Below are 22,787 nucleotides of genomic sequence, written 5' to 3' on the forward strand. Positions count from 1 at the left end.
AATGTCGCCAGGTCATGTCGGCGATGCTAGACCGGCCGGGCCACGCCGGCCAGCGCTTTCGGCATGCCGGAGGCGACGAGAAGGGGCGGGATCCGCACGGATCCCGCCCCGCCGTCCGGCTGCCGGTCAGCGTCGCTTCGGGTCCACCGGCGGGAGAACCGTGGTGGTCTCGGCGTCGTCACTGGTGCGCTGCCCGGGCACCGCGCCGCTGACGACCTGGGTCGTGTCGCCGTCGGTGGACGGGCGCACCACCTGGGTCGTGTCGGCGTCCGTCGATGGGCGCACCACCTGTGTGGCGTCCGGGTCGGTCGGCCGGGCGACCACCTGGGTCGCTTCCGAGTCGGTCGGCCGGGTCACGATCTGGGTGGACTCCGGGTCGGCCGGGAGGGTCACCACCTGGGTGGACTCCGGGTCGGAGGCGGCGGCCCTCGGCCGCGCCAACTCGGCCTCGGCGTCACGGCGACCGGCCCGGTAGGCACGGGCGTGCGCGGCGATCTGCTGCGACTCCTGCTCGGCGCGGGTCAGCCAGGACTCCCAGCGGCCCTGCATCGGCCGGATCAGCCCACCGCCGACCCCGACGACGAGGATGCCGCCCACCGTGGCCAGCACGGCGATCAGTACGGGCGTGGTGACCGCGGTCGCCACACCGATCTGGTTCAGCGCGGCGATGACGCCCAGGCCGAGGATGAACACCGACGCGATGGTGGCCAGCACCCGACCGTACGACAGGCCGCCGAGCGCGCCGCCGATGAGATCCTTGACGGCGTTGGCGATGGCTGCCGCGACCACCACGATGACGATCGCGACGAATGCCCGGGGCAGCCAGGAGATGACGCCGGCGATCAGGTCGGAGACCGGGTTCGGCCCCCAGATGCCGAAGGCGATCTGGAGGGTGACCAGCAGCAGCCCGTAGTAGACGAGCTTGGCGACGAGGTCGCTGGCGTCGTACCGGGAGCGGCTCAGGGCCCGGCGGATGCCGCCGCGCTCGACGGCGCGGTCGAAGCCCACCCGCTCAAGGACCTTGTCCACGATCTTGCGCACGGCCTTGGCGATCAGCCATCCGGCCACCAGGATCGCCACGAAGGCGACGGCCTTGGGCAGGAAAAGCATCACCGAGCGCAGGGCGTCACCCACCGCATCGCTGACGTTGTCTCTCATCGGGTCTCCTCCACGCGTGGCAGCCGGACGGTCGGCCCCCGACCTACCCCCACCGTCACATTCGGAAACGCCACCACCCAGCGATGTGATCGAGGAGTGCGCGGGCTCTAGCGCACGGCCACGCCTTGGCAATATCCTCCGTGGCGAGTGCGGCCACTGGAGCTAGTTTTCATCCCCGCCGCGGCCGCAGGAGGAGATGTCATGCACGTCGACCATTCCGAAGTGGACCGCCGGACGCTACTGCGGGCCGGTCTCGGCGCCGCCACGGTCGCCGTGGTCGGGAGCGAACTCGCGTTCCCGAGCGCCGCGCAGGCCAGCCCCGGCGCCGACCTGGACTGGATCATCAGCTGCGACGAGTGGGACGCCCGCCCGCCGAAGGACCCGCTGTCGGTCAGCGCCATCGCCACCAACAAGATCATCGTGCACCACATGGCATTTCCGAACGTCACCGACTACTCCCGCGAGCAGGCCGTGACGCTGGCACACGACTGCCAGGACCTGCACATGGACGGCAACGGATGGTCGGACACCGGCCAACACTTCACGGTCAGCCGGGGCGGTTACGTACTGGAGGGCCGCCGGGGCAGCCTGGAACGCCTCGAGGCCGGCGACCGGCAGATGATCTCGGCGCACTGCCCGGGCGAGAACGGTCGGGCTATCGGGATCGAGAACGAGGGCACCTACGTCACCGAGACTCCGCCGCAGGCCCTGACCGACTCACTGGTCAAGCTCTGCGTCGCCGTCTGCCGGCAGTACGGTCTGCACGCGCACGACATCTTCGGCCACTGGGACTTCCGCACCACCGAGTGCCCGGGAGCCGCCTTCTACCGGGAGTTCCCGGCGCTGCGCCGACGGGTGTTCGCCGCCCTCGGCACTCGGCTGGGGGACGTGCCGGCACGCCGCTGGCCGGACCTGTGGCGCTTCGTCAACTCCCCGTCGGTCCGCGTGGTGCAACACCTGCTCGCGTTCCGCGGCTACCCGGTGACGGTCAGCGGCACGTTCGACGCCGCGACCGTGGCCGCCGTGCAGGACTGGCAGGCCCGCAACGGCCTCCCGGTGGACGTCGACGCCACCCTCACCGCGCCCACCTGGGAGACCCTGGTGCCGGAGCTGGACCAGCACGCCGCCGGCCCGCCGGTCACCGCCGTGCAGGAAATCCTCGCCACCAAGGGGTACGCGGTCACCGTCACCGGGGCGTACGACCACGCCACCCGCCGTGCCGTGCAGGACCTCCAGGGGCTGCACGGGCTGCCCCGCAACGGCAAGCTCAGCACCAGCACGTGGTGCACGGTCGTCGGCGGGACGGTCCGCCAGTCGTTCCAGCACCGCTGATCCGCGCGAGGGCGGCGCGAACCCGCGCCGCCCTCGGCCTCGGCCTCGGCCGAGCGTGTCAGCGGCCTGAGCAGGGCGCTCTCGCCGTCGCGCCGGTTTGGCCGGAGGCGCAGACGGAAAGAGTGCCGGCATGAGATGGGCCCGTCGAGCCGTACCTGTCGTCACCGCCGCCGTCGCCGCGCTCGCCGCACGCGACCTGATCCAGCGCGACCACGCGCTGCTGCGCAACTTCCCGGTGCTCGGCCGCGCCCGGTACCTGCTGGAGGCGATCGGGCCGGAACTTCGGCAGTACATCGTGGCCGGCAACAACGAGGAGCGGCCGTTCACCCGCGACCAGCGCCGCTGGGTGTACGCGTCGGCGAAACAGCAGAACAACTACTTCGGCTTCGGCACGGACAACGACATCGAGTACACCCCCGGCTACCCGATCATCAAGCACCGCACGTTCGGCCGGGCCGTGCCACCGTCCACTCCCACCGCCGGGCACGACGTGCGGCTGCCCTGCGCCAAGGTGCTCGGCGCGGCCCGGGGACGCGCCCGCGCGTTCCGGCCGGAGTCGGTGGTCAACATCTCCGGGATGAGCTTCGGCTCGCTCTCCGGCAACGCCATCGCCGCGTTGAACAAGGGTGCGGCGCTCGCCGGATGCCTCCAGAACACCGGCGAGGGCGGCCTGTCGCCGTACCACCGCAACGGCGGCGACCTGGTCTTCCAGCTCGGCACGGCGTACTTCGGCTGCCGCGACGAGCACGGCCGCTTCAGCCTCGACCGGCTGAAGGACCTGGTCGTCGGCGCTCCGGTCAAGGCGTTGGAGATCAAGCTGAGCCAGGGCGCTAAGCCCAGCCTCGGCGGGCTGCTGCCTGGTGCGAAGGTGTCCGCCGAGATCGCCGCCACCCGGGGCATCCCGGCCAGGCAGGACTGCGTCAGCCCGTCCCGGCACGCCGAGTTCTCCGACTGCGACAGCCTGCTCGACTGGGTGGAACTGCTGGCCGCCGAGACGGGCCTGCCGGTCGGCATCAAGTCGGCGGTCGGCGACCTGGGCTTCTGGGAGCAACTGGCCACCCTGATGCGGGACACCGGCCGGGGCGTCGACTTCGTGACGATCGACGGCGGCGAGGGCGGCACCGGCGCCGCACCGCTGATCTTCACCGACTCGGTGTCGCTGCCGTTCCAGCAGGGCTTCTCCCGGGTCTACAAGGTCTTCGCCGAGCACGACCTGCACGAGCGGGTGGTGTTCGTCGGCGGCGGCAAGCTCGGCCTGCCGGACAACGCGATCGTGGCGTTCGCGCTCGGCTGCGACCTGGTCAACGTCGGCCGGGAGGCGATGCTGTCGATCGGCTGCATCCAGGCGCAGAAGTGCCACACCGACACCTGCCCCACCGGCGTAGCGACGCAGAACGCATGGCTGGCCCGGGGCCTGGACCCGGCGTCGAAGTCGCACCGGGCGGCCAACTACCTGCGGACGCTGCGCCGGGACCTGACGACGGTCGCCGAGGCGTGCGGTGTGGAACACCCCGGCCTGATCGGTACGGACGCCGTGGAGATCCTGGACGGCCGCACCGGCTCCACCCCACTGCACGAGGTGTACGGCTACCAGCCGGACTGGGGCCTGCCCTCCCCCGCCGATCAGGCGGAGATCATCCGGCTGATGGTCCCGGAGGCGCCCCAGGGCGGTAGTGCCCCGCCGTCAGCCACCGCCGTCGGCTGAGGTCCCGGGCTGGCCTCCCCTGGCGCAGCCCCAGCCTGACCTCACTCGATGCCCGGAGCCGAAGCCGTGGGCCTGGCCGTAGGCGCGGGCCTGGCGCGCGAAGTTTCTCCCACCCGGACCGGCCCCTCGTGGTGCTGATCGGCGACCGTGGGCGCGGGCGAAGCCGTGGCCGAGGGCGCGGCCGAAGGCGTAGGCGTGGCCGGGGCCGGGGCCGGGGGTGAGGCCGGGAGCGGGGGCGGGGTTCCCCCCGTGAGCTTGATGTCTCTGAGACATTTTGATGCCTCAGAGACATCAGCCGTTTTAGCGGTACCTCCCCCACCCAGCCGGGCTCGGCTCCAGGCAGCCGCCCGGGTGCACGGCCGCCCACACGATGACGCCCGATAAACACGTGGAGCCGTCGACACAGGGTGCCTATGGTGGCGCGGTGCTGATCAGACGCGAGACACCCGCCGACGTCGACGCCATTCGGGCGGTGCACTCCGCTGCCTTCGCCAAGGCCGACGGTGACGGGGTACCGGTCGAGGCGACGCTGGTCGACGCGCTGCGCGCCGACGAGGGCTGGCTGCCCGCGTACTCCCTGGTAGCGACCGATTCGGACGGCCAAGTGGTGGGGCACGTGGTAGCCACCCGGGGTCGGGTGGCCGGCCAGCCGGTGGCGCTCGGGCTGGGACCGGTCGGTGTGCTGCCCGGGTCGCAGCGGCGCGGGGTCGGTAGCGCGTTGATGCACGCGGTGCTCGGCGCGGCCGACGCGCGGGACGAGCCGCTGGTGGTGCTGCTCGGGCACCCCGACTACTACCCGCGTTTCGGGTTCCGACCCGCCGTCGAGTTGGGCGTCACCCCACCGCAGCCGTGGGGGCCGCAGTACTTCATGGCTCGACCGCTGCACGCGTGGAACGAGTCGATCCGGGGCGAGTTCCGTTACGCCAGCCCGTTCGACGACCTGTGAACCCACCGCGCATCCGGCGGCGGCGCGCCACCGACTTGGACGGCTGCGTCGCGGCGCTCGCCGAGGTTCACCGGGTCGACAGGTACCCGCTGAACTGGCCCGCCGACCCGCACCGCTGGCTCCGCGAGCCGCACCCGGCGCGGGCCTGGGTCGCCGTCGATGATGACGCTGCCGTCGTGGGCCACATCGCCGTGCATCGGGTGCCCGACCCGGCGGGCGGGCCGCTGGCCCAGCCGACGGCCGAGGTGGCTCGTCTCTTCGTAGTGCCAAAAGCCCGGGGGTTGGCGCTGGGCAGCGCGCTGCTGGACCGGGCCCGCCAGTGGGCGGACAAACGCGCCACGGACCTGGTGCTGGAGGTGGCCTCCGGTGACACCGCGGCCGCCGCGCTGTACGAGCGCGCAGGATGGCGGTGTGTCGGCACCAGCACGGCACCATGGACCGCTCCCGACGGCGGCCCGGTGTCGCTGCGCCACTACACGCTGCGTCACCGCGCGCCGGGCTCCGACGTCGGGCTGGCCAGCGCCGCGAGGCGACGGGCGAGCAGCCCCGCGGCCTCGCGCAGCTCGGGAGGCTCCAGCACCTCGACCTCGTAGTTCAGGCGTGCGACGTGCGCGGCGATCCAGTCCAGGCTCTCCCCGCCGACGACCAGCACACACCACCCGTCGCCGTCATCCTCGACGCGGCCCACCTGCGGCGGCACCAACTCCCGCACCCGGTCGGGCGGGGCGTGCACCCGGACCCGGGCGAGATACCGGTACGGCGCCTCGGTCACCGACCGTTGCACGAAGGCGACCGGGTCCGGATGCTCGCCCGTCCGGAAGCGCCAGGTCGTCGCCACCGCGGTCCGCATCCGATCCAGGCGGAACGTGCGCCAGTCGTCGCGGTCGACGTCCCGGGCCATCAGGTACCAGCGGCGGCCGGTCGTGACCATCCGGATCGGCTCGACCGTGCGTTCCCGCTCCCCACCGGCCCGTCCGGCGTAGGTGAACCGCACCCGCACGGCGTCGCGACAGGCACGCGCGAGCGTCACCAGCAGTTCCGCGTCGATCTCGGGCACCGGGCCGATGAGCGTCTCCGTGGAGTTGTGCACCGCCCGCACCTCGGCCCGCAGCCGCGACGGCATCACCTGGTCGAGCTTCGCCAGTGCCCGTAGGGCTGCCTCACCCGCCCCGGCCACCGTGCCGCCCGAGGCGAGCCGCAGGGAGACCGCCGTCGCGATCGCCTCCTCGTCGTCGAGGAGCAGCGGCGGCAGCCGGGTGCCCGCGCCGAGCTGATAGCCGCCGCCGACACCGGGGGCCGCGTGCACGGGATAGCCGAGCGCCCGCAGTCGCTGCACGTCGCGGCGTACGCAGCGGCCGGTGACCCCCAGCTCGGTGGCGAGCTCGGCGGCCGTCCAGGACAGCCGCCGCTGGAGCAGCCCCAGCAACCGCAGCACCCGCTCGGTCGTCCCCTCGACGGTCACCCGCCGATCGTTGCACACGATGCGGAACGATCCTGTCCGCGATCCGGGGGAGGCTGGGATCATGACCGACCAGACCAGGAAACAGGGAGCTGCCATGGCCCGCGACATGCAGATCACGTTCGACTGCGCCGACCCGGCCGGCTTGGCGACATTCTGGACCGAGGCGCTCGGCTACCAGGTGCAGGGCCCGCCCGGAGACTTCGCGTCATGGGAGCAGGCGCTGGAGGCGATGGGAGTGCCCCCGGAGAACCGTAACGACGCCTCGGCGGTGGTCGATCCCGACGGCTCGGGGCCGCGTCTGTTCTTCCAACGGGTTCCGGAGCACAAGCAGGTGAAGAACCGCGTCCACATCGACGTGCGGGCTGCTCCCGGGCTTGAGGGTGACGAGCGGATGGGGGCCCTGGAGGCGGAGGCCGAACGACTCGTCTCGCACGGCGCCACACGGCTCAGTCGCCACGAACCCGCTCCCCCGCTGGGCGCCGGCCACATCATCATGGCCGACCCCGAGGGCAACGAATTCTGCCTCGACTGATCGGGCGTTCGCCCAGCTCACTGCCATGACGGCCGGACGCCATGCGAACATATGTACGTGTCACCCGGGGCCAGCATCCTGCACGCCGACCTGGACGCCTTCTACGCGTCCGTCGAGCAGCGTGACGACCCACGCCTGCGCGGGCGGCCGGTGATCGTCGGCGGCGGCGTGGTGCTCGCGGCCAGCTACGAGGCGAAGGCACGGGGCGTCCGCAGCGCGATGGGCGGCCAGCAGGCGCGTCGTCTGTGCCCGGACGCGATAGTGGTGCCGCCCCGGATGTCGGCGTACACGCGGGCCAGCCGGGCGGTGTTCGAGATCTTCCGGCAGACCACACCGCTGGTCGAGGGGCTCTCCATCGACGAGGCGTTCCTCGATGTGGGTGGCCTGCGCCGGCTGGCCGGGGCGCCGGCCGACATCGCCGAGCGGCTTCGCCGGGAGGTCCGTGAACAGGTCCACCTGCCGATCACGGTGGGTGTGGCCCGGACGAAGTTCCTGGCGAAGGTGGCCAGCGGGGTGGCGAAGCCGGACGGGCTGCTGGTGGTGGCGCCGGACGCCGAGTTGGCGTTCCTGCACCCGCTGCCTGTGGAACGGCTCTGGGGCGTCGGCCCGGTCACCGCCGCGAAGTTGCGCGAGCGGCGGATCCGTACCGTCGGGGAGGTGGCCCGCCTCGGCGAGGCGGCGCTGGTGTCCCTGCTCGGGGCGGGCGCCGGCCGGCACCTGCACGCCCTGGCCCACAATCGTGACCCGCGGGGGGTGCAGGTCGGCCGACGGCGCGGCTCGATGGGCGCGCAGCACGCGTTGAGTCGTACCCCGCACGCGCCCGCGGAGTTGGACGCCATCCTGGCGGGCCTGGTGGACCGGGTAACCCGGCGGATGCGGGCGGCCGGTCGATCCGGGCGCACGGTGATGCTGCGGCTGCGCTTCGGTGACTACACCCGGGCCACCCGCTCGCACACCCTGGGCAAGGCGACCGCGGACACCACACCCCTGCTGGCCGCCGCGCGGGCGCTGCTCCGGACGGCGCTGCCGGAGGTCGGCCGGCGGGGCGTCACGCTGATCGGCGTGTCGGTGGGCAACCTCGACGACAACCCGGTTCAACCGGAGCTGCCGTTCGACGCCACCCCGGGAGCCGACCTGGACGCCGCGGTCGACGCGGTCCGTGACCGGTTCGGGTCGACGGCGCTCACCCGCGCGGTGCTGCTCGGCCGGGACCCGGGCGTCGAGATGCCGCGGCTGCCAGATTGACCGGTCCGCGTGCTTTTCCACCTGCTCAAGCTGCGATCGGAGACACATCACAGCAGGTCGGCGGTTTAGCCAGCGGCTGACAGGTGACCCTTGGGGGGTACAGCCTGACAAGGGGGGACCCACACGATGTCCGACGACACCAGCAACCGACCGAGCCGTCGCACCGAACGCCCGCACGACGTGACCGACCCTCTGCTCTGGCAGTTGGCGGTGGATGTGCTCAGCGCCCACGAGCCGGACGACGAGGGTCTCTGCCGCAACCTCCAGTGCGCCGGGCAGTCCTGGCCGTGCGCGGCCCGCAACGGCGCCGAGCAGTCGCTGCGCCTGTCCCGTAGCAACCACGACTCGGCCGAGGCTCCCATCGACGGCGGCGCGGACCGTCCCGGGGAGGCCGCCGTGCCCGCCCCCCGCTGGGGCTGGAACGCCGGCCCGGCGGCGTCGCAGCGAGGGCCGAAGGCGTCCGTCTCGGCGGCGTGACGGCGGCCCGCACGGGCATCCGGGCTGACAGCACGACACACACGAACGCTCGGCCGGTGACCCGGCCGAGCGTTCGTGTGTCAACCGTCAGAGGCTGAGCCGCTGACCCGGGAAGATCAGACCCGGGTCGGCACCGACCAGCTGCCGGTTGCGCTCGTACAGGGCCTGCCAGCCGCCGGCCTGCCGGTGGCTCTGCGCGATCTCGGACAGCGTGTCGCCCGGCTTCACCACGTACGTGTCGCCACTGGCCGCCGGGGTGGTGCGCTCGTGGTTGCGGGTCGCCGGCTGCTCGCCGCGCGACGACCGCTGGGTGGGCTTGGTGGTCTTGTCGGACTTCGACGTGGATTTCGACGACTTCGAGGTGGACTTCGTCGACTTCGTGGCGGAGCCGCTCGACGAGCCGCCCTTCTTGCCGCAGGTCGGCCACGCGCCGATGCCCTGCCCCTTGAGCACCTTCTCGGCGATGGCGATCTGCTCGCCGCGGCTGGCCAGGTCGGCGCGGGCGGCGTACTTCTTGCCGCCGTAACCGGCCCAGGTGCTCTGCGCGAACTGCAGACCGCCGTAGTAGCCGTTACCGGTGTTGATCTTCCAGTTGCCACCGGACTCGCACTTGGCGATCGCGTCCCAGTTGACCGCGGCCTGCGCCGGGGCCGCCGGCCCGAAGAGCGCGACGGCGCCGGTGACCGCGCCGACGGCCAGGGTGCCGACGGCGAGGCGGCGGGTGGTGACCCGTCGATGACGGGGGGTGTAGACAGACGTCATGGTGAGCTTCCTCCACGCCGGCGAGGTGAGCTGTCGGGTTCGGGCCGAGGAGCCCGGCCGCGCGGTGGCGGCTTCACCCCGAGGTGACGATGCACCGAGGAACGTTGGGTCCCCCGCTCCTGCCCGGGTGACTGGGTTCCGACGACCGGGGGCAGGATTTGGCGTTGCCGGCCGTGGCGTCCGCTGTGGCGAACCCGACCGACGTTAGGCACGGTCGATGACGATCGCCCAACCGCTGTGAAGTTCTTCACCGGGCCACGCTGAGCGGCGCGCTCAGCGGTTGCGAACCCCGCCGACCTGTGAAGTGACCACGATGGACCGTTTCCGATCAGGTCGACTGAAGCGGCCGGCGGCGCCCGACTGTTCGGGCGGCCGCCGGCCGGAGAAAACGGTCTACAAGGTACGGGCCAGCCGATCGGCGAGCGTCCGGGTGAAGCGGGCCGGGTCGGCCAGGTCACCGCCCTCGGCGAGCACCGCCAGGCCGTACAGCAGCTCGGCGGTTTCGGTGAGGGTTTCGGCGGAATCGCCCTGCTCGTGGGCCTTGCGGAGCGCGGCGACCAGAGGATGACCGGGATTGATCTCCAGGATGCGCTTCGTCGATGGGATCTCGTGCCCCATCGCCCGGTACATCTTCTCCAGGGTCGGCGTGAGGTCGTGCGCGTCACCCACCACACAGGCCGGTGAGGTGGTGAGCCGCGACGACAGGCGGACCTCCCGGACGCTGTCGGCCAGGGTGGTGCCCAGCCAGTCCACCAGCGCCGCGAACTCCTGCCGCTGCTGCTCGCGCTCGGCCTCGGCCTGCTGCTTCTCCTCGTCGGTGTCCAGGTCGACCTCACCCTTGGCGATCGACCGCAACGGCCGGCCGTCGTACGCGCCGACCCGCTCGACCCACACCTCGTCGACCTGATCGGTGAGCAGCAGCACCTCGTGGCCCTTGGCCCGGAACGCCTCCAGGTGCGGGGAGTTCTCGATGGTGGCCCGGGAGTCGCCGGTGGCGTACCAGATGTCGCTCTGGCCGTCCTTCATCCGGGACACGTAACCGGCCAGGTCGGTGGGCTCCGCCGGGTCGTGGGTGGAGGCCACCGACAGGATGTCCAGCAGGGTGTCGCGGTTGTCGGTGTCGTCGATCAGGCCTTCCTTGACCACCGCGCCGAACTCGGTCCAGAAGGTCCGGTAGCGCTCGGCGTGGTTGGCCTTGAGGTCCTTGACCGCGGCGAGGACCTTCTTCACCAGGCGGCGGCGGACGATCTGGATCTGCCGGTCCTGCTGGAGGATCTCCCGGGAGATGTTCAGCGACAGGTCGTGCGCGTCGACCACACCCTTGACGAAGCGCAGGTAGGTCGGGACGAGCGCCTCGCAGTCGTCCATGATGAACACGCGCTTGACGTAGAGCTGGACGCCTCGACGGCCCTGCGGGGAGAACAGGTCCAGGGGGGCGTGGCTGGGCAGGAACAGCAGCGCCTCGTACTCGAAGGTGCCCTCGCCCTTCATGTGCACGACCTCGAGCGGGTCGGCCCAGTCGTGGCTGACGTGCTTGTAGAACTCGTTGTACTCGGCGGCGTCGACCTCGTCGCGGGGCCGCGCCCAGAGCGCCTTCATCGAGTTGAGGGTCTGCACCTCGCTGGTGGCGTCCGCGCCGTCGGCGCCGGGGCGCTCGACGGTCATCCGGATCGGCCAGGCGATGAAGTCGGAGTATCGCTTGACGATCTCCCGGATGGTCCACTCGGCGGTGTAGTCGTGCAGGTTGTCCTCGGTGTCGGCCGGCTTGAGATGCAGCGTCACCGTGGTGCCCTGCGGCGCCTCGTCGACCGCCTCGATCGAGTACGTCCCCTCGCCGGTGGACTCCCAGCGGGTGCCGCCGGTCTCGCCGGCCTTGCGGGTCAGCAGGGTGACCCGGTCGGCGACCATGAACGCGGCGTAGAAGCCGACACCGAACTGGCCGATCAGGTCCTGCGAGGCGCGAGCGTCGGCGGACTCCCGCAGTTGGCGCAGCAACTCGGCGGTGCCGGACTTGGCGATCGTGCCGATCAACTGGACGACCTCGTCGCGGGTCATCCCGATGCCGTTGTCCCGGACGGTCAGGGTGCGGGCGTCCCGGTCGACCTCGATGGTCACGTGCAGGTCGTCGGTGTCGGCGACGAGGTCCTTGTCGACCATCGTGGCCAGTCGCAGTTTGTCCAGTGCGTCGGACGCGTTCGAGATGAGTTCCCGCAGGAAGACGTCCTTGTTCGAATAGATCGAGTGGACCACCAACTGCAGGAGCTGACGCGCCTCGGCCTGGAACTCCAACGTCTCGGCCTGGTTGCTCACACCGTCTCCCTTCTCGGCTCGTGCGGAGGTTCGCGCACAGGATACGAGTCGTCACCGGTTGGGTCGTGCCCGCGTCCGGGTCATATTCCCGATCCAGGTGGGCGACTCTCGTGACCTACCTGACTTTGCCTAACAGAAGTCAGGTCGGCTAGCGTGACGCCCATGAAAATCGCTGGAAGCACCGCCCTCGTCACCGGCGCCAACCGCGGCTTCGGCCGGCACCTGGCCGCCGAACTCGTCGCCCGCGGCGCGACCGTCTACGCCGGCGCCCGCAACCCGGACACCGTCGACCTGCCCGGCGTGACGCCGGTGCGCCTCGACATCACCGACCCCGCCTCGGTCACCGCCGCCGCCCAGCTCGCCGGCGACGTGAACCTCCTGATCAACAACGCCGGCATCGACTCCGGAACCAACCTGCTCGACGGCGACCTGGACCTCATCCGACTCGAACTGGAGACCCACTACCTGGGCACCCTGTCGATGATCCGGACGTTCGAGCCGGTCATCGTCGGCAACGGCGGCGGGACGATCCTCAACGTGCTCTCGGTGCTGTCCTGGGTGAATTTCCCGAGGCACGCGGCCTACGGCGCCGCGAAGTCGGCCGAGTGGGCGATGACCAACGCGCTGCGCGCCCAGCTCGCCGAGCGGGGCGTCCGGGTCGCCGGCCTGCACGTCGGTTACATGGACACCGACATGGCCGCCGCCGTCACCCAGCCGAAGTCCGACCCGGCGGTCATCGCCCGGATCGGGGTGGACGGCATCGAGTCCGACGCGTACGAGATCGTCGCCGACGACATCAGTCGGCAGGTCCAGGCCGGGCTCGCCGGCGGGGTGGGCGCGCTCTACCCGCAACTGCCCTGACCCGTGACGGCGACGGGCCGCCGCCGGGAACACCGGCGACGGCCCGTTTGACGGGGTACGCGGTCAGCTCGCCTGCAGCGTCACGTCGTCGATCACGAAGCTGGTCTGCAGGGACGAGTCCTCGGTGCCGGTGAACGTCAGCGTCACCGTCTGCCCGGCGTACGCGGCCACGTTCAGCGTGCGCTGGACGTAGCTGCTGGAGGCGTTGAGGTTCGAGTACGTCACCAGCGTGGTCGAGCCCATCCGCACGGTCAGCTTGTCGTACGCCGTGGAGGTGGTGGTCTCGGCGGTGTCGATGCGCGTCCAGAACGACAGCGTGTAGCTGGCGCACCCGGCCGGCACGGTCACCGACTGGGACAGGGTCTCGGTGCGGGTGCTGCCGTACCCGTTGAGCCACGCCTTGTACGACCCGGTCCGGGCCGGCTTGCTACTGGAGTTGGTGATCACCCCGGAGGACGCGGTCCACGGCGTGGTGCCGCTCTCGAAGCCGCCGTTGCCGATCACCTGGCCGCCGGCGCAGCCGCCCGTGCCGGTCACCGTCAGGGTGAGGCTGGCGGTGCGGGTGACCGAGCCGGTGCCGGTGACCGTGATGGTGAAGGTGCCGGTCGCCGCGCTTGCCGACGCGGTCAGGGTCATCGTCGACGAGCCGCCGGAGGTCACCGAGGACGGGCTGAAGGAGACGCTCACCCCGCTGGGCGCCCCGGAGGCGGACAGGCTCACCGACTGCGCCGACCCGGAGGTCGTGGCGGTGGTCACCGTGGCGGTGGTGCTGGCGCCCCGGGCCACGGTACGGGTGGTGGGGCTGACCGCGACGGAGAAGTCGTTGGTCGGCGTGCCCCCGCCCACAGCCAGCTCCCACAGCGCGTACGCGACGCCGTCGGCCGCCCGGTTCAGCACCGTGGCGCTGACGTTCGCGGTGGTGTCACAGGCACGGTGGTAGCAGGGGTCGTACGCGGAGTTGGCGGTGCCACCCCACTTGGCCGCCTGGGCGCTGGTCTTGCGGGCGCTGGCGCCCGCCGCGTAGCCCGAGGTGGGGATGCCGGCCTGCTGGAAGTAGTAGTCGTCGGAGCGGCCCTGGCCCTCGACGTTCTCCTCCGGCTGCAACCCCAGCGAGTCCCAGTACGCCTTCAGCGGCGCCGCCGTGGTGGACGTGACCCGGTTGATGAAGTAGCCGCCGTTGACCGAGCCGACCATGTCGAAGTTGTAGTAGCCCTTGATGTAGCCGCGCTGGGTGGTGTTGAGCGAGTTGACGTAGAACCGGGAGCCGTTGAGCCCCTGCTCCTCGTCGGTCCACCAGGCGAACCGGACCTTTTTCGTCATGGTCGGGTTCTGCGCGGCCAGGACCAGGGCGTTCTCCAGCAGGGCGGACGAGCCGGTGGCGTTGTCGTTGATGCCCGGGCCGGCCGAGACGCCGTCCAGGTGGGCGCCGAACATGACCACCTGGTCGGTCGGGCCGCCGGGCCACTCCGCGATGAGGTTGTTCGAGGGGTACGTGCAGCTGGAGCAGTACTGCTCGGTGACGGTGTAGCCGGCCGTCTGGAGCTTGTTCTTCACATAGTTGAGCGAGGCCGTGTAGCCGGCCGAGCCGGCCCGCCGGTTGCCGCCGTTGCTGCTGGCGATGGAGCCGAACTGGGTCAGGTGCGCCTGGACGTTGGTGATGGAGATGTCCGGCGCTGCCAGGACGGCTGCTGACGCGGCGATCGGCCGGGCCGCTGCCGTTCCGGTGGTGGGTGACGCGGTTGCCGGCTGGGCGGCCAGCGTCACCGTCCCGGCGAACACGGTGAGCGCGATTGCCGCGCTCAGCGTTCTGCCTCTCATGGGGGCTCCTCGGGGGTTGGAGAGATACCGAGACAATTACAGATATCTATTCCGTAGGCATCGGTCGTTCGTCCCAACCCCACCGGCTCGACGCCGGACATACCACCACGCAGCCGCCCGCCGGTATCACCAACTCGCGCCTCCTCCCCCGGGCCGAGCACCCGCGAGCCCACACCCGCCCGGCAGTGGGACAGGCGGGTGCCGACGTCGGCACAGGTGAGGGGAGGTGCCAGGATGGGTACGTACCACCAGCAGGGGTCATCAGGCCCGGAACGGGGGCTTGCGATGAGGCCGGGTCGAGCGTGAAACGACCCAGCAGGGACCTGTTCACCGACGGTGGTGACACCGGCCGGCTCATGGCGGAGCTGGACTGGGCCGCCACCCCGCTGGGCCCGGTGGCCGGCTGGTCGCAGAGCCTGCGGGCCGCCGTCCGGATGGTGCTCTCCTCCCGCTACCCCATGCTGCTGCTCTGGGGTGAAAGCTTCACCGAGCTCTACAACGACGCGTACGCGGCGCTGATCGGCGACAAGCACCCCGCCGCGCTCGGCGACGACGTTCGGGTGACCCTCGCCGAGGGCTGGGACGTCCTCGGCCCACTGGTCCACCAGGCCATGGCGACCGGGGTGGCGAGCTGGGTGCCCGCCCTGCGGGTGCTGCTGGAACGCGCCGGCTACCGCGAGGAGGCGCACTTCAGCGTCTCGCACGCCCCGGCCCGCGACGACGACGGCCGTACGGTCGGCGTGCTGACCGTGTGCAGCGAGGTCACCGAGCAGGTCGTCGGCGAACGGCGGCTGCGCCTGCTGCGCGACCTGTCCCTGGGCGGCGACGGGCGCACCGTCGACGTGGACGCCACCTGCGCCCGGCTGATCGACGCGATCGGCGGCCACCCACTGGACGTGCCGTTCGCCGCGATCTACCTGCGCGACGGGGCGGTGCTGCGACGGATCGCCTGCGTCGGCGGCGAGCCGGGTCACTCCACGGTGCCGAAGGTGCTGCCGGACGCCGTGGAGCTTGCCGACCCCGGCCCGGCCGTCCGCGTCTGGGGCCTGCCGGACGCCGCCAGAGGTCGGCCTACCGAGGTGGCCGGAATCGCGGACCGCCTGCCCCTGCCCGCCGGCCCGTGGGGCGACCCGGTCCGCACCGCGCTGGCGCTGCCGCTGCCCTCAGCCGCCGAGGGCGAGCCGCTCGGCGTCCTGCTCGCCGGCGTCAGCCCCAACCGCAAGCTGGACGAGGCGTACCGCTCCTTCTACCAACTGCTGGCCCAGCAGGTCTCGGTGGCGGTGCGCAACGCGCGGGAGTACGAGCAGGAGCGACGTCGGGCCGAGGCGCTGGCCGAACTGGACCGGGTGAAGACGGATTTCTTCACCAACGTCAGCCACGAGTTCCGTACCCCGCTGACCCTCCTGCTCGGCCCCCTCGCCGACGCCCTCAGCGACTCCGCCGCGCCGCTGGCCCCCGTGCAGCGGGAGCGGGTGGAGACCGCATGGCGCAACGCCACCCGGCTGTTGACACTGGTCAACAGCCTGCTCACCTTCTCCAGCCTGGAGGCCGGACGGGCACGCAGCGAGGCCCGCATGGTCGATCTCGCCGCGCTCACCGCCGAGCTGGCCGGCGTGTTCCGGGCGGCCGTGGAGCGGGCCGGCCTGACGCTCGACGTCGACTGCCCGCCGCTGCCCCGGCCGGTGACGGTGGACCCGGTCAACTGGGAGCGCATCGTCACCAACCTGCTGTCCAACGCCCTGAAGTACACGTTCATCGGGCGGATCCGGGTCGCCGTGGACGCCGACGACGACGAGGTACGCCTCACCGTCGCCGACAGCGGCATCGGGATCGCCGACCACGACCTACCGAAGCTCTTCGAGCGCTTCCGCCGGGTGCAGGGCGCCCGCTCGCGCAGCTACGAGGGCACCGGCATCGGCCTGGCCCTGGTCCAGGAGCTGGCCCGGTTGGAGGGCGGCGAGATCCGGGTGACCAGCCGGGTGGGTGTCGGCACCACCTTCACCGTCGCCCTGCCCTGGGCGGCGGCACGGCCCACGGCCATGACCGGGCCGGCGCCCAACGGGCAGGGCGCCGCGGCACACGCCGCCGTCCACGACGCGACGAGCTGGCTCACCGACCCGGACGGCGGCGTCGCGGAACCCGCCGCGGTGTCCGGGCCGGAGACCGACGAACTGGCCGGGGCGCGGATTCTGGTGGCCGACGACAACAGCGACATGCGGGCGTACCTGAGTCGGCTGCTCACCGGCCAGGGCTGGCGGGTGCGGTCGGTCACCGACGGGCAGCAGGCCCTCGACGCGATCCACCGCGAGCCGCCCGACCTGGTGCTCACCGACGTGATGATGCCGGTGCTGGACGGCTTCGACCTGGTCCGCCGGCTGCGCGCGGACGAGGCGACCAGGGCGCTGCCGGTGCTGGTGCTCTCGGCGCGGGCCGGCGAGGAGGCCAGCGCGGCGGGTCTGAACCTCGGCGCCGACGACTACCTGGTGAAGCCGTTCGCCGCGGCGGAGCTGATCGCCCGGGTCCGGGCCGCCATCCGACGCGCCCGCGCCCACCGCGACCCGGCCGGCGGCCCGGCATCGGCGCCACTCGGGGACGCCCCCGTCGCGCCGGCACCGGCGCTCGCGGAGCCCACCCCGACCGCACCGGCTGCCAACCCGGCCGGCGTCGCCGCCGGTGGGCTGAACGACGCCGCGTCCGTGGTCCCGGAGGCCGACCGGTCCGGGCTCGGTGGCACGGTCGACGTCCGGTGGGCGTACCCGTCGGCGCCCACCTCGGCGTCGGCGATGCGCCGTGACGTCCGGCAGGTGTTGGGTGACCTGGACGTCGACCCGGACGTGCTCGCGGACCTGCTGCTCGCCGCGTCGGAGGCGATGAACAACGCCGTCGAGCACGCGCAGCGGCCCAGCCGCCCCGAGGTGCGGGTCCGGCTCCGGGTGGGCGACGGCCTGGTCCGCATCTCGGTACGCGACTTCGGCACCTGGCGGGACCGCCGCCCGGCCATGGACCGGGGCCGCGGCGCGCTGCTGATGAACGCCTACGGCGACGTGCGGATGGTCTCCACCGGCGAGGGCACGACGGTGACGATCGAGCGCCGGCTGGATGCCCAGGCCTGAGGGCCGGGTCCACCGCTCGACGGTCGGCGCGTCACAGCCGCCGGTTCTTGGCGTCGCGGGCGATGATGCCGTCCAGCCGGTCCCCCGGTGTCAGCTCCGCCGGGTCGAACCAGAAGATCACCACCTGCTTGTCGACGCTCCAGTGGGCCAGCCGGGCGCTGACCTGCCGGCCGTCCACGGTGCCGACGACGTGGTGCGCCGGGCCGACGAAGTAGCCGAAGGTGGGCACCGGCGCGTCCGCGCCGCGCTCGTCGTACCCGATCTGGTGGAACCCGGGGCGACGGTCGTCGCCCTCGACGTCGTTGACCAGGATGTCCGTGGTCACTGTGCCGTCCGGAGCGCGCCGGCCGGCGGCCAGCCCGATGCTCACCCGGGGCTGGCCGGGCACGCTCACCGTGACGACGTAGTAGACCCGCTGCTCGGTGCCGTGTCGGATCCCGCTGTCGACGAGGAGTCCCAGCGGCTTCGGGGTGTCGCTGGCCATCGTCGTCGGCGGCGGTGGCTCGGGCGAGGTCGACACGGTCGGCGAGACGCCGACCGGCAGCGGAGCGACCGCGACCGGCGGCGGTCGCTCGACCGTCGGCGGGTCGCCCGGCCGGATGCCGACCGCCACCGCGGCGATCACGGCGACCAGCCCGGCCGCCAGCGTCGCCGCCCCGGCTCCGGCGACCCGGCGGCGGGTCCGCAACCGCCGTCCCTCGCGCATGATGACCGTCAGGTCGAGGTGGGCGTCGGGGCGCTCGGTCGCCCGCATGGCGTCGCGCAGCCGGTCGACCTCGCTCATCGGCACGCCGTCTCGTTGTCGGCCGCCCGCGACTGGGTCGCGCGCAGCTTCTCCAGGGCCCGTGAACTGGTGCTCTTCACCGTGCCCACCGAGATGTCCAGTTCCTGGGCCACCTGCGCCTCCGGAAGGTCGAAGTAGTAGCGCAGCACGATGATCGCCCGCTCCCGGGGGCTGAGCGCGCCGAGGATGGCCGTCAGCCAGCGCCGGGTCGCCACCTCGTCGGCCACGTCGGCCCGCCGCTGCTCGGGGACCTCCTCGGTCGGGTACTCCCGCAGGGGACGCCGCCACCCGTCCACCAGATGGTTGAGCAGGGTGCGGCGGGCGTACCCGTAGGCGTCGTCGGCGCGGATCCGCGACCAGGACGCGTACGTGCGGACGAGCGCGGTCTGCGCGGCGTCCTCGGCCTGGTGGTGGTCGCCGGTCAGCAGGAACGCGGCGTGCACCAGCCGCGCGGACGCCGCTCGCGCGAACTCGACGAACTCCGCGTCACCCCGGGCCACGCCGACCCCTCCCCCGTGCCACACCGTTACCGACGGACGGGGCCGGCAAAAAGTTGCGTCTGCGCGAGATCAACTTTTCGAGGGGGTCCACTCGTCTTATCTCCCGCGTGACGCCAGAGCGGCGTGCGAGGGGAGAGACATGTCGACGAAGGCTACCCGCCGGGTGCGGGCCGCCTCAGCGGTGGCGCTGCTGGTCGTGGCGTTGCTGACCGGCTGTGGACTGCCGGCGGCCGGGCAGCCCGCGGCCGAACCGGCCGGGACCGCGCCGACCATCGGTGGCCCGCCGCCGGCCGGGCAGGGCACGACCGGCCGGCCACCGGTCGCCGCCGCGAGCGCCAGTGCCGCGCCCGTCGCCATCAGCTATCCCGCCACCGGCCGGGGCGGTTGGTCGGTGGCGGCGGCCGAATCCACCACCGGGCACGGCACCAGCGGGCGGTTGCTGCGCTACCGGGTCGCCGTCGAGCGCGACATCCGCGGCCTGCCGGTGGCCGACGTCGCCACGGCGATCTCCGCGACGTTGAACGACCCGCGTGGGTGGACGGCCGGCGGCACGTGGCGGTTGCGCCGGGTGGGCGCCGACGCCACGGCTGACTTCACCATCTATCTGGCGACCCCCGGCACCCGCGACGACCTGTGCCAGGACGTCCCGGACGGCTACACCTCGTGCCGCAACGGCGGTCGCGTGGTGCTCAACGTGGCGCGCTGGGTCGAGGCGGTGCCGGGCTACGGCGCGAGCCTGGCCACCTACCGCCAGTACATGGTCAATCACGAGGTCGGGCACCGGCTCGGCCTGGGCCACGAGCGCTGCCCGGGGCGGGCACGGCCGGCGCCGGTGATGCAGCAGCAGACGCTGGGGCTGCACGGCTGCACGGCCAACGCCTGGCCGTACCCGGATGGCCCGGACCGCTACGCCGGGCCGGTCGGGGCGTACCGCGACGAGATTCCGCCGCGCGAGGGCGCACGGCCGGCGCACTGAGCGGGCGCTCACGATTTCGAGCGGCGCTCCTGTTCGAGTCGCTCGTCGAGCCGGCCCAGTTCGTAGATGGCGTTGAGGTTGGTCGGCAGGCGACTCACGTTGTCCGGCACCGGGCCGGAATCCGGATCCGGATCCAGGGCAGGGGCAGGGGCAGGGGCCGGAGCCGTCGCGGGAGCCGAGCCAGCCACCCGGGCGGACCGGGTGCGGCGCACAAGCAGCAGCGCCAGCAGCGCGAGCACACCCGCGACCGGCAGGTAGTAACCGGGGCGCAGTGGCCAGCCGCTGCGTTCCGGGGCGCCGAGCGCCGGCGAGTCGAGCGAGTCCGAGGCATCACCGTGCGGCACGGGCTCGACCCCGTCGCGGGCGCCCTGCCCCGGGCCGGCGGGGTTCAGCGTGCCCGGAGCCACGGCTGGCGGGGGCGGTGACGCCGAGCCGGACCCGGCGGGCGGGGCGGCGGAGGCACCCGGTGGTGGGACCACCGCCGGTGGCGGGCTCGGTGCGGAGCCGTCGGTCGGGGTCGGACTGGGCGCCACGGGTGAGCCGGAGGCGCTGCCGCCGCCGAGCAGGCCGTCGACGATCTGACCGACGCCGCCCAGCAGGCCACCGACCAGGCCCGACGTGGCCGACGGCGACGGGGTGGGAGTGGGAGCAGGAGCGGGCGTCAGCGCGAGGACCAGCGAGAGCGCGACGATGGCAGGCATGGGTCCACCTCGGATGCGTCGATGTGCCAGGCACCGTACCGCAGCTCGGCGGCCCGAGTGAACAGGCAACACCGGGCGGGGACGCGCGTGGCGCCCCCGCCCGGCACATCGACGAGATCAGGCGGGCAGACCGCCGACCTGGGTGGAGATCCAGGAACGGATCGACGGCAGGTCCACGTAGATGGACGGGCCGGTGGCGCAGGTGGAGTTGTTGTTGCCGGCCCGACTGGTCGCGCCGATCAGGTTCCACACACCGTTGACCCGACGCACCTGCGGGCCGCCCGAGTCGCCGTAGCAGGCGCCGGAGTTGCCGTTGGTGTTGTTGGTGCAGATCTCGTACGGGCCGTTGATGCCGGAGCACCGGCTGTCGGCCACGATGGACGTGTCCAGCTCGTTGGCGACCGTGGGGGCGGAACCGCAGCCCCGGGGCGCGCAGGTCTGGCCCCAGCCGATGATCCGGGTGGCGGTGCCGACCGCGCCGGAGGTGCTCGGGATCGGCGCCGGGGCGTACGTGACCGAGCTTGCCAGTTGCAGCAGCTTGACGTCGACGCTCGGGTGGTTGACCGCGCGGGTCACCCGGACCACGGTGCCACCGCTGCTGCGGTTGACGCTGCCGACCCGCACCGACGACGGCGTCGAGCAGTGCTTGGCGGTGACCGCCCAGTTGGCCTTGATCAGGGTGCCGGTGCAGCCGGAGACGTACACCATGAACGGGTAGCTCTCGGTGGCCGGCCGGCCGCCGACCACCAGCGGGCTGATGTCCGAGTCGCCGTTCCAGGTGTACGTCGTGCTGGCCGGCGCGGCCAGGCTGCCGGCGAAGAGCGAGTTCACCCGTGACGCCTCGGCCGAGCTGGGGTTCGCGTTGCGACAGGAGACCGGGGCGCTGCTGCCGGACATCAGGTCGGTGCAGAGGCCGGTGCGCCGGTCCGGCAGGCCGAGGATGTGGCCGAGTTCGTGGGCGGCGATCCGGTTGCGGTCGTACCCCTGGTTGACGGCGGTGCGGCCCATCCAGATCCGTCCCGAGCCGAGCCCGGTCGGCTGCGCCCGGGGCCAGCCGTCGTCGACGGTGATGGTGATGCTGGCCGGGGTGCCGGCCAGGAGTCGGACGTTGCTGACCCGGCTGTTCCAGATCTGCGCCGCCTGGTCGAAGTTGGTGCGGAACTCGCCGGTCCGGCTCGCGTCGTAGTAGACGGTCCGCACGGCCGCGGCCGGTGCGCCGGTGGCGAGCTGCACCCCGGCGGCCGCCAGCACGGCCACCAGCGCGACCTGCACCGCACGTCTCAATTGTCGTCGGAACATCACGCACTCCCCTGGTCGCCGGCGACCATCAGTCGCCGATCATTGATGTACGTGAATATTAAGTGACAGTGACCGACATCCGGCATAGCGGAAGTGTCATACCGCGGCTGTTACCCAGCGGTTACGCCGCAGCGAACTGACCGTGCCCCGGCAGGACGACGGTCAGCGCAGAGGGTCACCGGCACCGCCGCCGCGACGTGACCCCGAACATCGGACGGAGGCACCACGATGAGGATCAGGAGCGCACTGACGGCGCTGGCGGTCGTCCTCGCCGGGCTGGTCGCCGGCGCGGGCAGCAGCGCAACGGCGGGCACCACGGCGACGACCGGGTCGGCGTACTGCGGGATCACCTGGGGCAGCACGGAGAAGACGGCCGGCACGCTCAGCGACGCCCCGCTGGTCGACGTACGCACCGGTCGACACGACTGCTACGACCGGGTGGTGTTCGAGTTCGCCGGCCCGGTCGACGGTTACGCGGTGGGCTACGGCGAGACGTGGACCGAGGGCGAGGGGCTGGCGCTGTCGCCGTACACCGCCGGAGGCGCGCTGCTGCGGGTCTCGCTGCGGGCACCCGCGTACGACGCCGCCCACTCCGGCACGGTCCCGTACGCCGTCGGCGAGCACACCGCGAACCTGCTGCGCTACTCGACGCTGCGTGACGTCGTCTTCGGCGGCAGCTTCGAGGGCTACAGCACCTTCGCGGTCGGCGTACGGGCTCGGTTGCCGTTCCGCGTGCTCGTGCTGGCCGGCCCCGGCACGCACAGCCGGGTGGTGCTCGACGTGGCCCACCAGTGGCAGGAGTGACG

20 protein-coding genes and 1 riboswitch are annotated in these 22,787 nt (G+C 72.3%); of the genes, 11 read left to right on the plus strand and 9 right to left on the minus strand.

The features are described from left to right. Nucleotides 1–126 precede the first annotated feature (126 nt). On the minus strand, nt 127–1,158 hold the full coding sequence (locus tag ABZ808_RS06920; RefSeq protein WP_357001948.1) for a hypothetical protein: 1,032 nt from the start codon (nt 1,156–1,158) through the stop codon (nt 127–129). Nucleotides 1,159–1,359: 201 nt separating this feature from the next. Here ABZ808_RS06920 and ABZ808_RS06925 point away from each other — a divergent pair, with 201 nt between their 5' ends. The 4 genes from ABZ808_RS06925 (at nt 1,360) to ABZ808_RS06940 (ending at nt 5,734) form a co-directional block, all read left to right on the plus strand. Further along, nucleotides 1,360–2,490, plus strand: a complete 1,131-nt coding sequence (locus ABZ808_RS06925) for an N-acetylmuramoyl-L-alanine amidase (RefSeq protein ID WP_357001950.1) — start codon at nt 1,360–1,362, stop codon at nt 2,488–2,490. A 130-nt stretch (nt 2,491–2,620) separates the two neighbouring features. After that, a complete protein-coding gene (locus tag ABZ808_RS06930; protein WP_357001953.1) occupies nt 2,621–4,195 on the plus strand; it encodes an FMN-binding glutamate synthase family protein in 1,575 nt (524 codons plus the stop codon). A 424-nt stretch (nt 4,196–4,619) separates the two neighbouring features. Then, nucleotides 4,620–5,141, plus strand: a complete 522-nt coding sequence (locus ABZ808_RS06935) for an N-acetyltransferase (protein WP_357001955.1) — start codon at nt 4,620–4,622, stop codon at nt 5,139–5,141. Further along, the gene (locus tag ABZ808_RS06940) at nt 5,138–5,734 is read left to right on the plus strand and encodes a GNAT family N-acetyltransferase (RefSeq protein ID WP_357001957.1); all 597 of its coding nucleotides are present in this window, start codon (nt 5,138–5,140) and stop codon (nt 5,732–5,734) included. The genes ABZ808_RS06935 and ABZ808_RS06940 overlap by 4 nt, the downstream gene beginning before the upstream one ends. Here the strand turns inward: ABZ808_RS06940 and ABZ808_RS06945 are convergent. Next, complete coding sequence (locus ABZ808_RS06945) at nt 5,626–6,603, minus strand: YafY family protein (protein WP_357001959.1); 978 nt, start codon at nt 6,601–6,603, stop codon at nt 5,626–5,628. The genes ABZ808_RS06940 and ABZ808_RS06945 overlap by 109 nt on opposite strands. 94 nt (nt 6,604–6,697) lie before the next feature. Between ABZ808_RS06945 and ABZ808_RS06950 the strand changes: the two genes are divergently transcribed. The 3 genes from ABZ808_RS06950 to ABZ808_RS06960 all read left to right on the plus strand — a co-directional run bounded on the left by ABZ808_RS06950 (nt 6,698) and on the right by ABZ808_RS06960 (nt 8,857). Next, entirely contained in the window at nt 6,698–7,135 is a 438-nt protein-coding gene (locus ABZ808_RS06950; protein WP_357002804.1) for a VOC family protein, read from the plus strand. Between the two features lie 57 nt (nt 7,136–7,192). Continuing rightward, on the plus strand, nt 7,193–8,380 hold the full coding sequence (gene dinB, locus ABZ808_RS06955; RefSeq protein WP_357001962.1) for a DNA polymerase IV: 1,188 nt from the start codon (nt 7,193–7,195) through the stop codon (nt 8,378–8,380). 126 nt (nt 8,381–8,506) lie between these two features. Continuing rightward, nucleotides 8,507–8,857 carry a hypothetical protein gene (locus ABZ808_RS06960; protein WP_357001966.1) on the plus strand — a complete coding sequence of 117 codons (351 nt, stop codon included), beginning with the start codon at nt 8,507–8,509 and terminating at the stop codon, nt 8,855–8,857. An 87-nt stretch (nt 8,858–8,944) separates the two neighbouring features. Here ABZ808_RS06960 and ABZ808_RS06965 read toward each other — a convergent pair whose 3' ends face one another. After that, on the minus strand, nt 8,945–9,619 hold the full coding sequence (locus ABZ808_RS06965) for a transglycosylase family protein (RefSeq protein WP_357001968.1): 675 nt from the start codon (nt 9,617–9,619) through the stop codon (nt 8,945–8,947). 1 nt (nt 9,620) lies between these two features. Beyond that, a riboswitch (cyclic di-AMP (ydaO/yuaA leader) is annotated at nt 9,621–9,793 on the minus strand. Nucleotides 9,794–10,012: 219 nt separating this feature from the next. Continuing rightward, on the minus strand, nt 10,013–11,929 hold the full coding sequence (gene htpG / locus ABZ808_RS06970) for a molecular chaperone HtpG (protein WP_357001971.1): 1,917 nt from the start codon (nt 11,927–11,929) through the stop codon (nt 10,013–10,015). A gap of 162 nt (nt 11,930–12,091) precedes the next feature. On the opposite strand from htpG, the gene ABZ808_RS06975 reads away from it, so the two are divergent. Next, the gene (locus ABZ808_RS06975) at nt 12,092–12,790 is read left to right on the plus strand and encodes an SDR family oxidoreductase (RefSeq protein WP_357001973.1); all 699 of its coding nucleotides are present in this window, start codon (nt 12,092–12,094) and stop codon (nt 12,788–12,790) included. 63 nt (nt 12,791–12,853) lie between these two features. On the opposite strand, the gene ABZ808_RS06980 is transcribed toward ABZ808_RS06975, so the two are convergent. Beyond that, nucleotides 12,854–14,608 (minus strand): M28 family peptidase, encoded by a 1,755-nt coding sequence (locus ABZ808_RS06980; RefSeq protein WP_357001976.1) that lies wholly within the window; start codon nt 14,606–14,608, stop codon nt 12,854–12,856. Between the two features lie 302 nt (nt 14,609–14,910). On the opposite strand from ABZ808_RS06980, the gene ABZ808_RS06985 reads away from it, so the two are divergent. Beyond that, a complete protein-coding gene (locus ABZ808_RS06985) occupies nt 14,911–17,721 on the plus strand; it encodes an ATP-binding protein (protein ID WP_357001979.1) in 2,811 nt (936 codons plus the stop codon). Between the two features lie 31 nt (nt 17,722–17,752). Here the strand turns inward: ABZ808_RS06985 and ABZ808_RS06990 are convergent, their stop codons facing one another. Beyond that, nucleotides 17,753–18,505, minus strand: a complete 753-nt coding sequence (locus ABZ808_RS06990) for a hypothetical protein (RefSeq protein ID WP_357002806.1) — start codon at nt 18,503–18,505, stop codon at nt 17,753–17,755. Then, nucleotides 18,502–19,005, minus strand: coding sequence for a SigE family RNA polymerase sigma factor (locus ABZ808_RS06995; RefSeq protein WP_357001981.1), 504 nt, complete (start codon nt 19,003–19,005; stop codon nt 18,502–18,504). Before ABZ808_RS06995 ends, ABZ808_RS06990 begins: the two co-directional genes overlap by 4 nt. A gap of 139 nt (nt 19,006–19,144) precedes the next feature. Here ABZ808_RS06995 and ABZ808_RS07000 point away from each other — a divergent pair, with 139 nt between their 5' ends. Further along, entirely contained in the window at nt 19,145–19,981 is an 837-nt protein-coding gene (locus tag ABZ808_RS07000; RefSeq protein WP_357001983.1) for a DUF3152 domain-containing protein, read from the plus strand. Nucleotides 19,982–19,989: 8 nt separating this feature from the next. Here the strand turns inward: ABZ808_RS07000 and ABZ808_RS07005 are convergent, their stop codons facing one another. Further along, on the minus strand, nt 19,990–20,682 hold the full coding sequence (locus tag ABZ808_RS07005) for a hypothetical protein (RefSeq protein ID WP_357001985.1): 693 nt from the start codon (nt 20,680–20,682) through the stop codon (nt 19,990–19,992). A gap of 117 nt (nt 20,683–20,799) precedes the next feature. Next, nucleotides 20,800–21,981 (minus strand): snapalysin family zinc-dependent metalloprotease, encoded by a 1,182-nt coding sequence (locus ABZ808_RS07010; RefSeq protein WP_357001987.1) that lies wholly within the window; start codon nt 21,979–21,981, stop codon nt 20,800–20,802. A gap of 228 nt (nt 21,982–22,209) precedes the next feature. Here ABZ808_RS07010 and ABZ808_RS07015 point away from each other — a divergent pair, with 228 nt between their 5' ends. Further along, the gene (locus ABZ808_RS07015; RefSeq protein WP_357001989.1) at nt 22,210–22,785 is read left to right on the plus strand and encodes a hypothetical protein; all 576 of its coding nucleotides are present in this window, start codon (nt 22,210–22,212) and stop codon (nt 22,783–22,785) included. Nucleotides 22,786–22,787: the final 2 nt, after the last annotated feature.

Source organism: Micromonospora sp. NPDC047527 (genome assembly GCF_040643015.1).
Taxonomy (GTDB): domain Bacteria; phylum Actinomycetota; class Actinomycetes; order Mycobacteriales; family Micromonosporaceae; genus Micromonospora.

Bases quoted from the DNA above. Each gene is read 5' to 3' on its own strand.
- ABZ808_RS06950 (WP_357002804.1), top strand. From the start codon at position 6,698: ATGGCCCGCGACATGCAGATCACGTTCGACTGCGCCGACCCGGCCGGC.
- ABZ808_RS07005 (WP_357001985.1), bottom strand. From the start codon at position 20,682: ATGCCTGCCATCGTCGCGCTCTCGCTGGTCCTCGCGCTGACGCCCGCT.
- ABZ808_RS07015 (WP_357001989.1), top strand. From the start codon at position 22,210: ATGAGGATCAGGAGCGCACTGACGGCGCTGGCGGTCGTCCTCGCCGGG.
- ABZ808_RS06930 (WP_357001953.1), top strand. From the start codon at position 2,621: ATGAGATGGGCCCGTCGAGCCGTACCTGTCGTCACCGCCGCCGTCGCC.
- ABZ808_RS07010 (WP_357001987.1), bottom strand. From the start codon at position 21,981: ATGTTCCGACGACAATTGAGACGTGCGGTGCAGGTCGCGCTGGTGGCC.
- ABZ808_RS06990 (WP_357002806.1), bottom strand. From the start codon at position 18,505: ATGAGCGAGGTCGACCGGCTGCGCGACGCCATGCGGGCGACCGAGCGC.
- ABZ808_RS06960 (WP_357001966.1), top strand. From the start codon at position 8,507: ATGTCCGACGACACCAGCAACCGACCGAGCCGTCGCACCGAACGCCCG.
- ABZ808_RS07000 (WP_357001983.1), top strand. From the start codon at position 19,145: ATGTCGACGAAGGCTACCCGCCGGGTGCGGGCCGCCTCAGCGGTGGCG.
- ABZ808_RS06965 (WP_357001968.1), bottom strand. From the start codon at position 9,619: ATGACGTCTGTCTACACCCCCCGTCATCGACGGGTCACCACCCGCCGC.
- ABZ808_RS06975 (WP_357001973.1), top strand. From the start codon at position 12,092: ATGAAAATCGCTGGAAGCACCGCCCTCGTCACCGGCGCCAACCGCGGC.
- ABZ808_RS06980 (WP_357001976.1), bottom strand. From the start codon at position 14,608: ATGAGAGGCAGAACGCTGAGCGCGGCAATCGCGCTCACCGTGTTCGCC.
- ABZ808_RS06920 (WP_357001948.1), bottom strand. From the start codon at position 1,158: ATGAGAGACAACGTCAGCGATGCGGTGGGTGACGCCCTGCGCTCGGTG.
- ABZ808_RS06925 (WP_357001950.1), top strand. From the start codon at position 1,360: ATGCACGTCGACCATTCCGAAGTGGACCGCCGGACGCTACTGCGGGCC.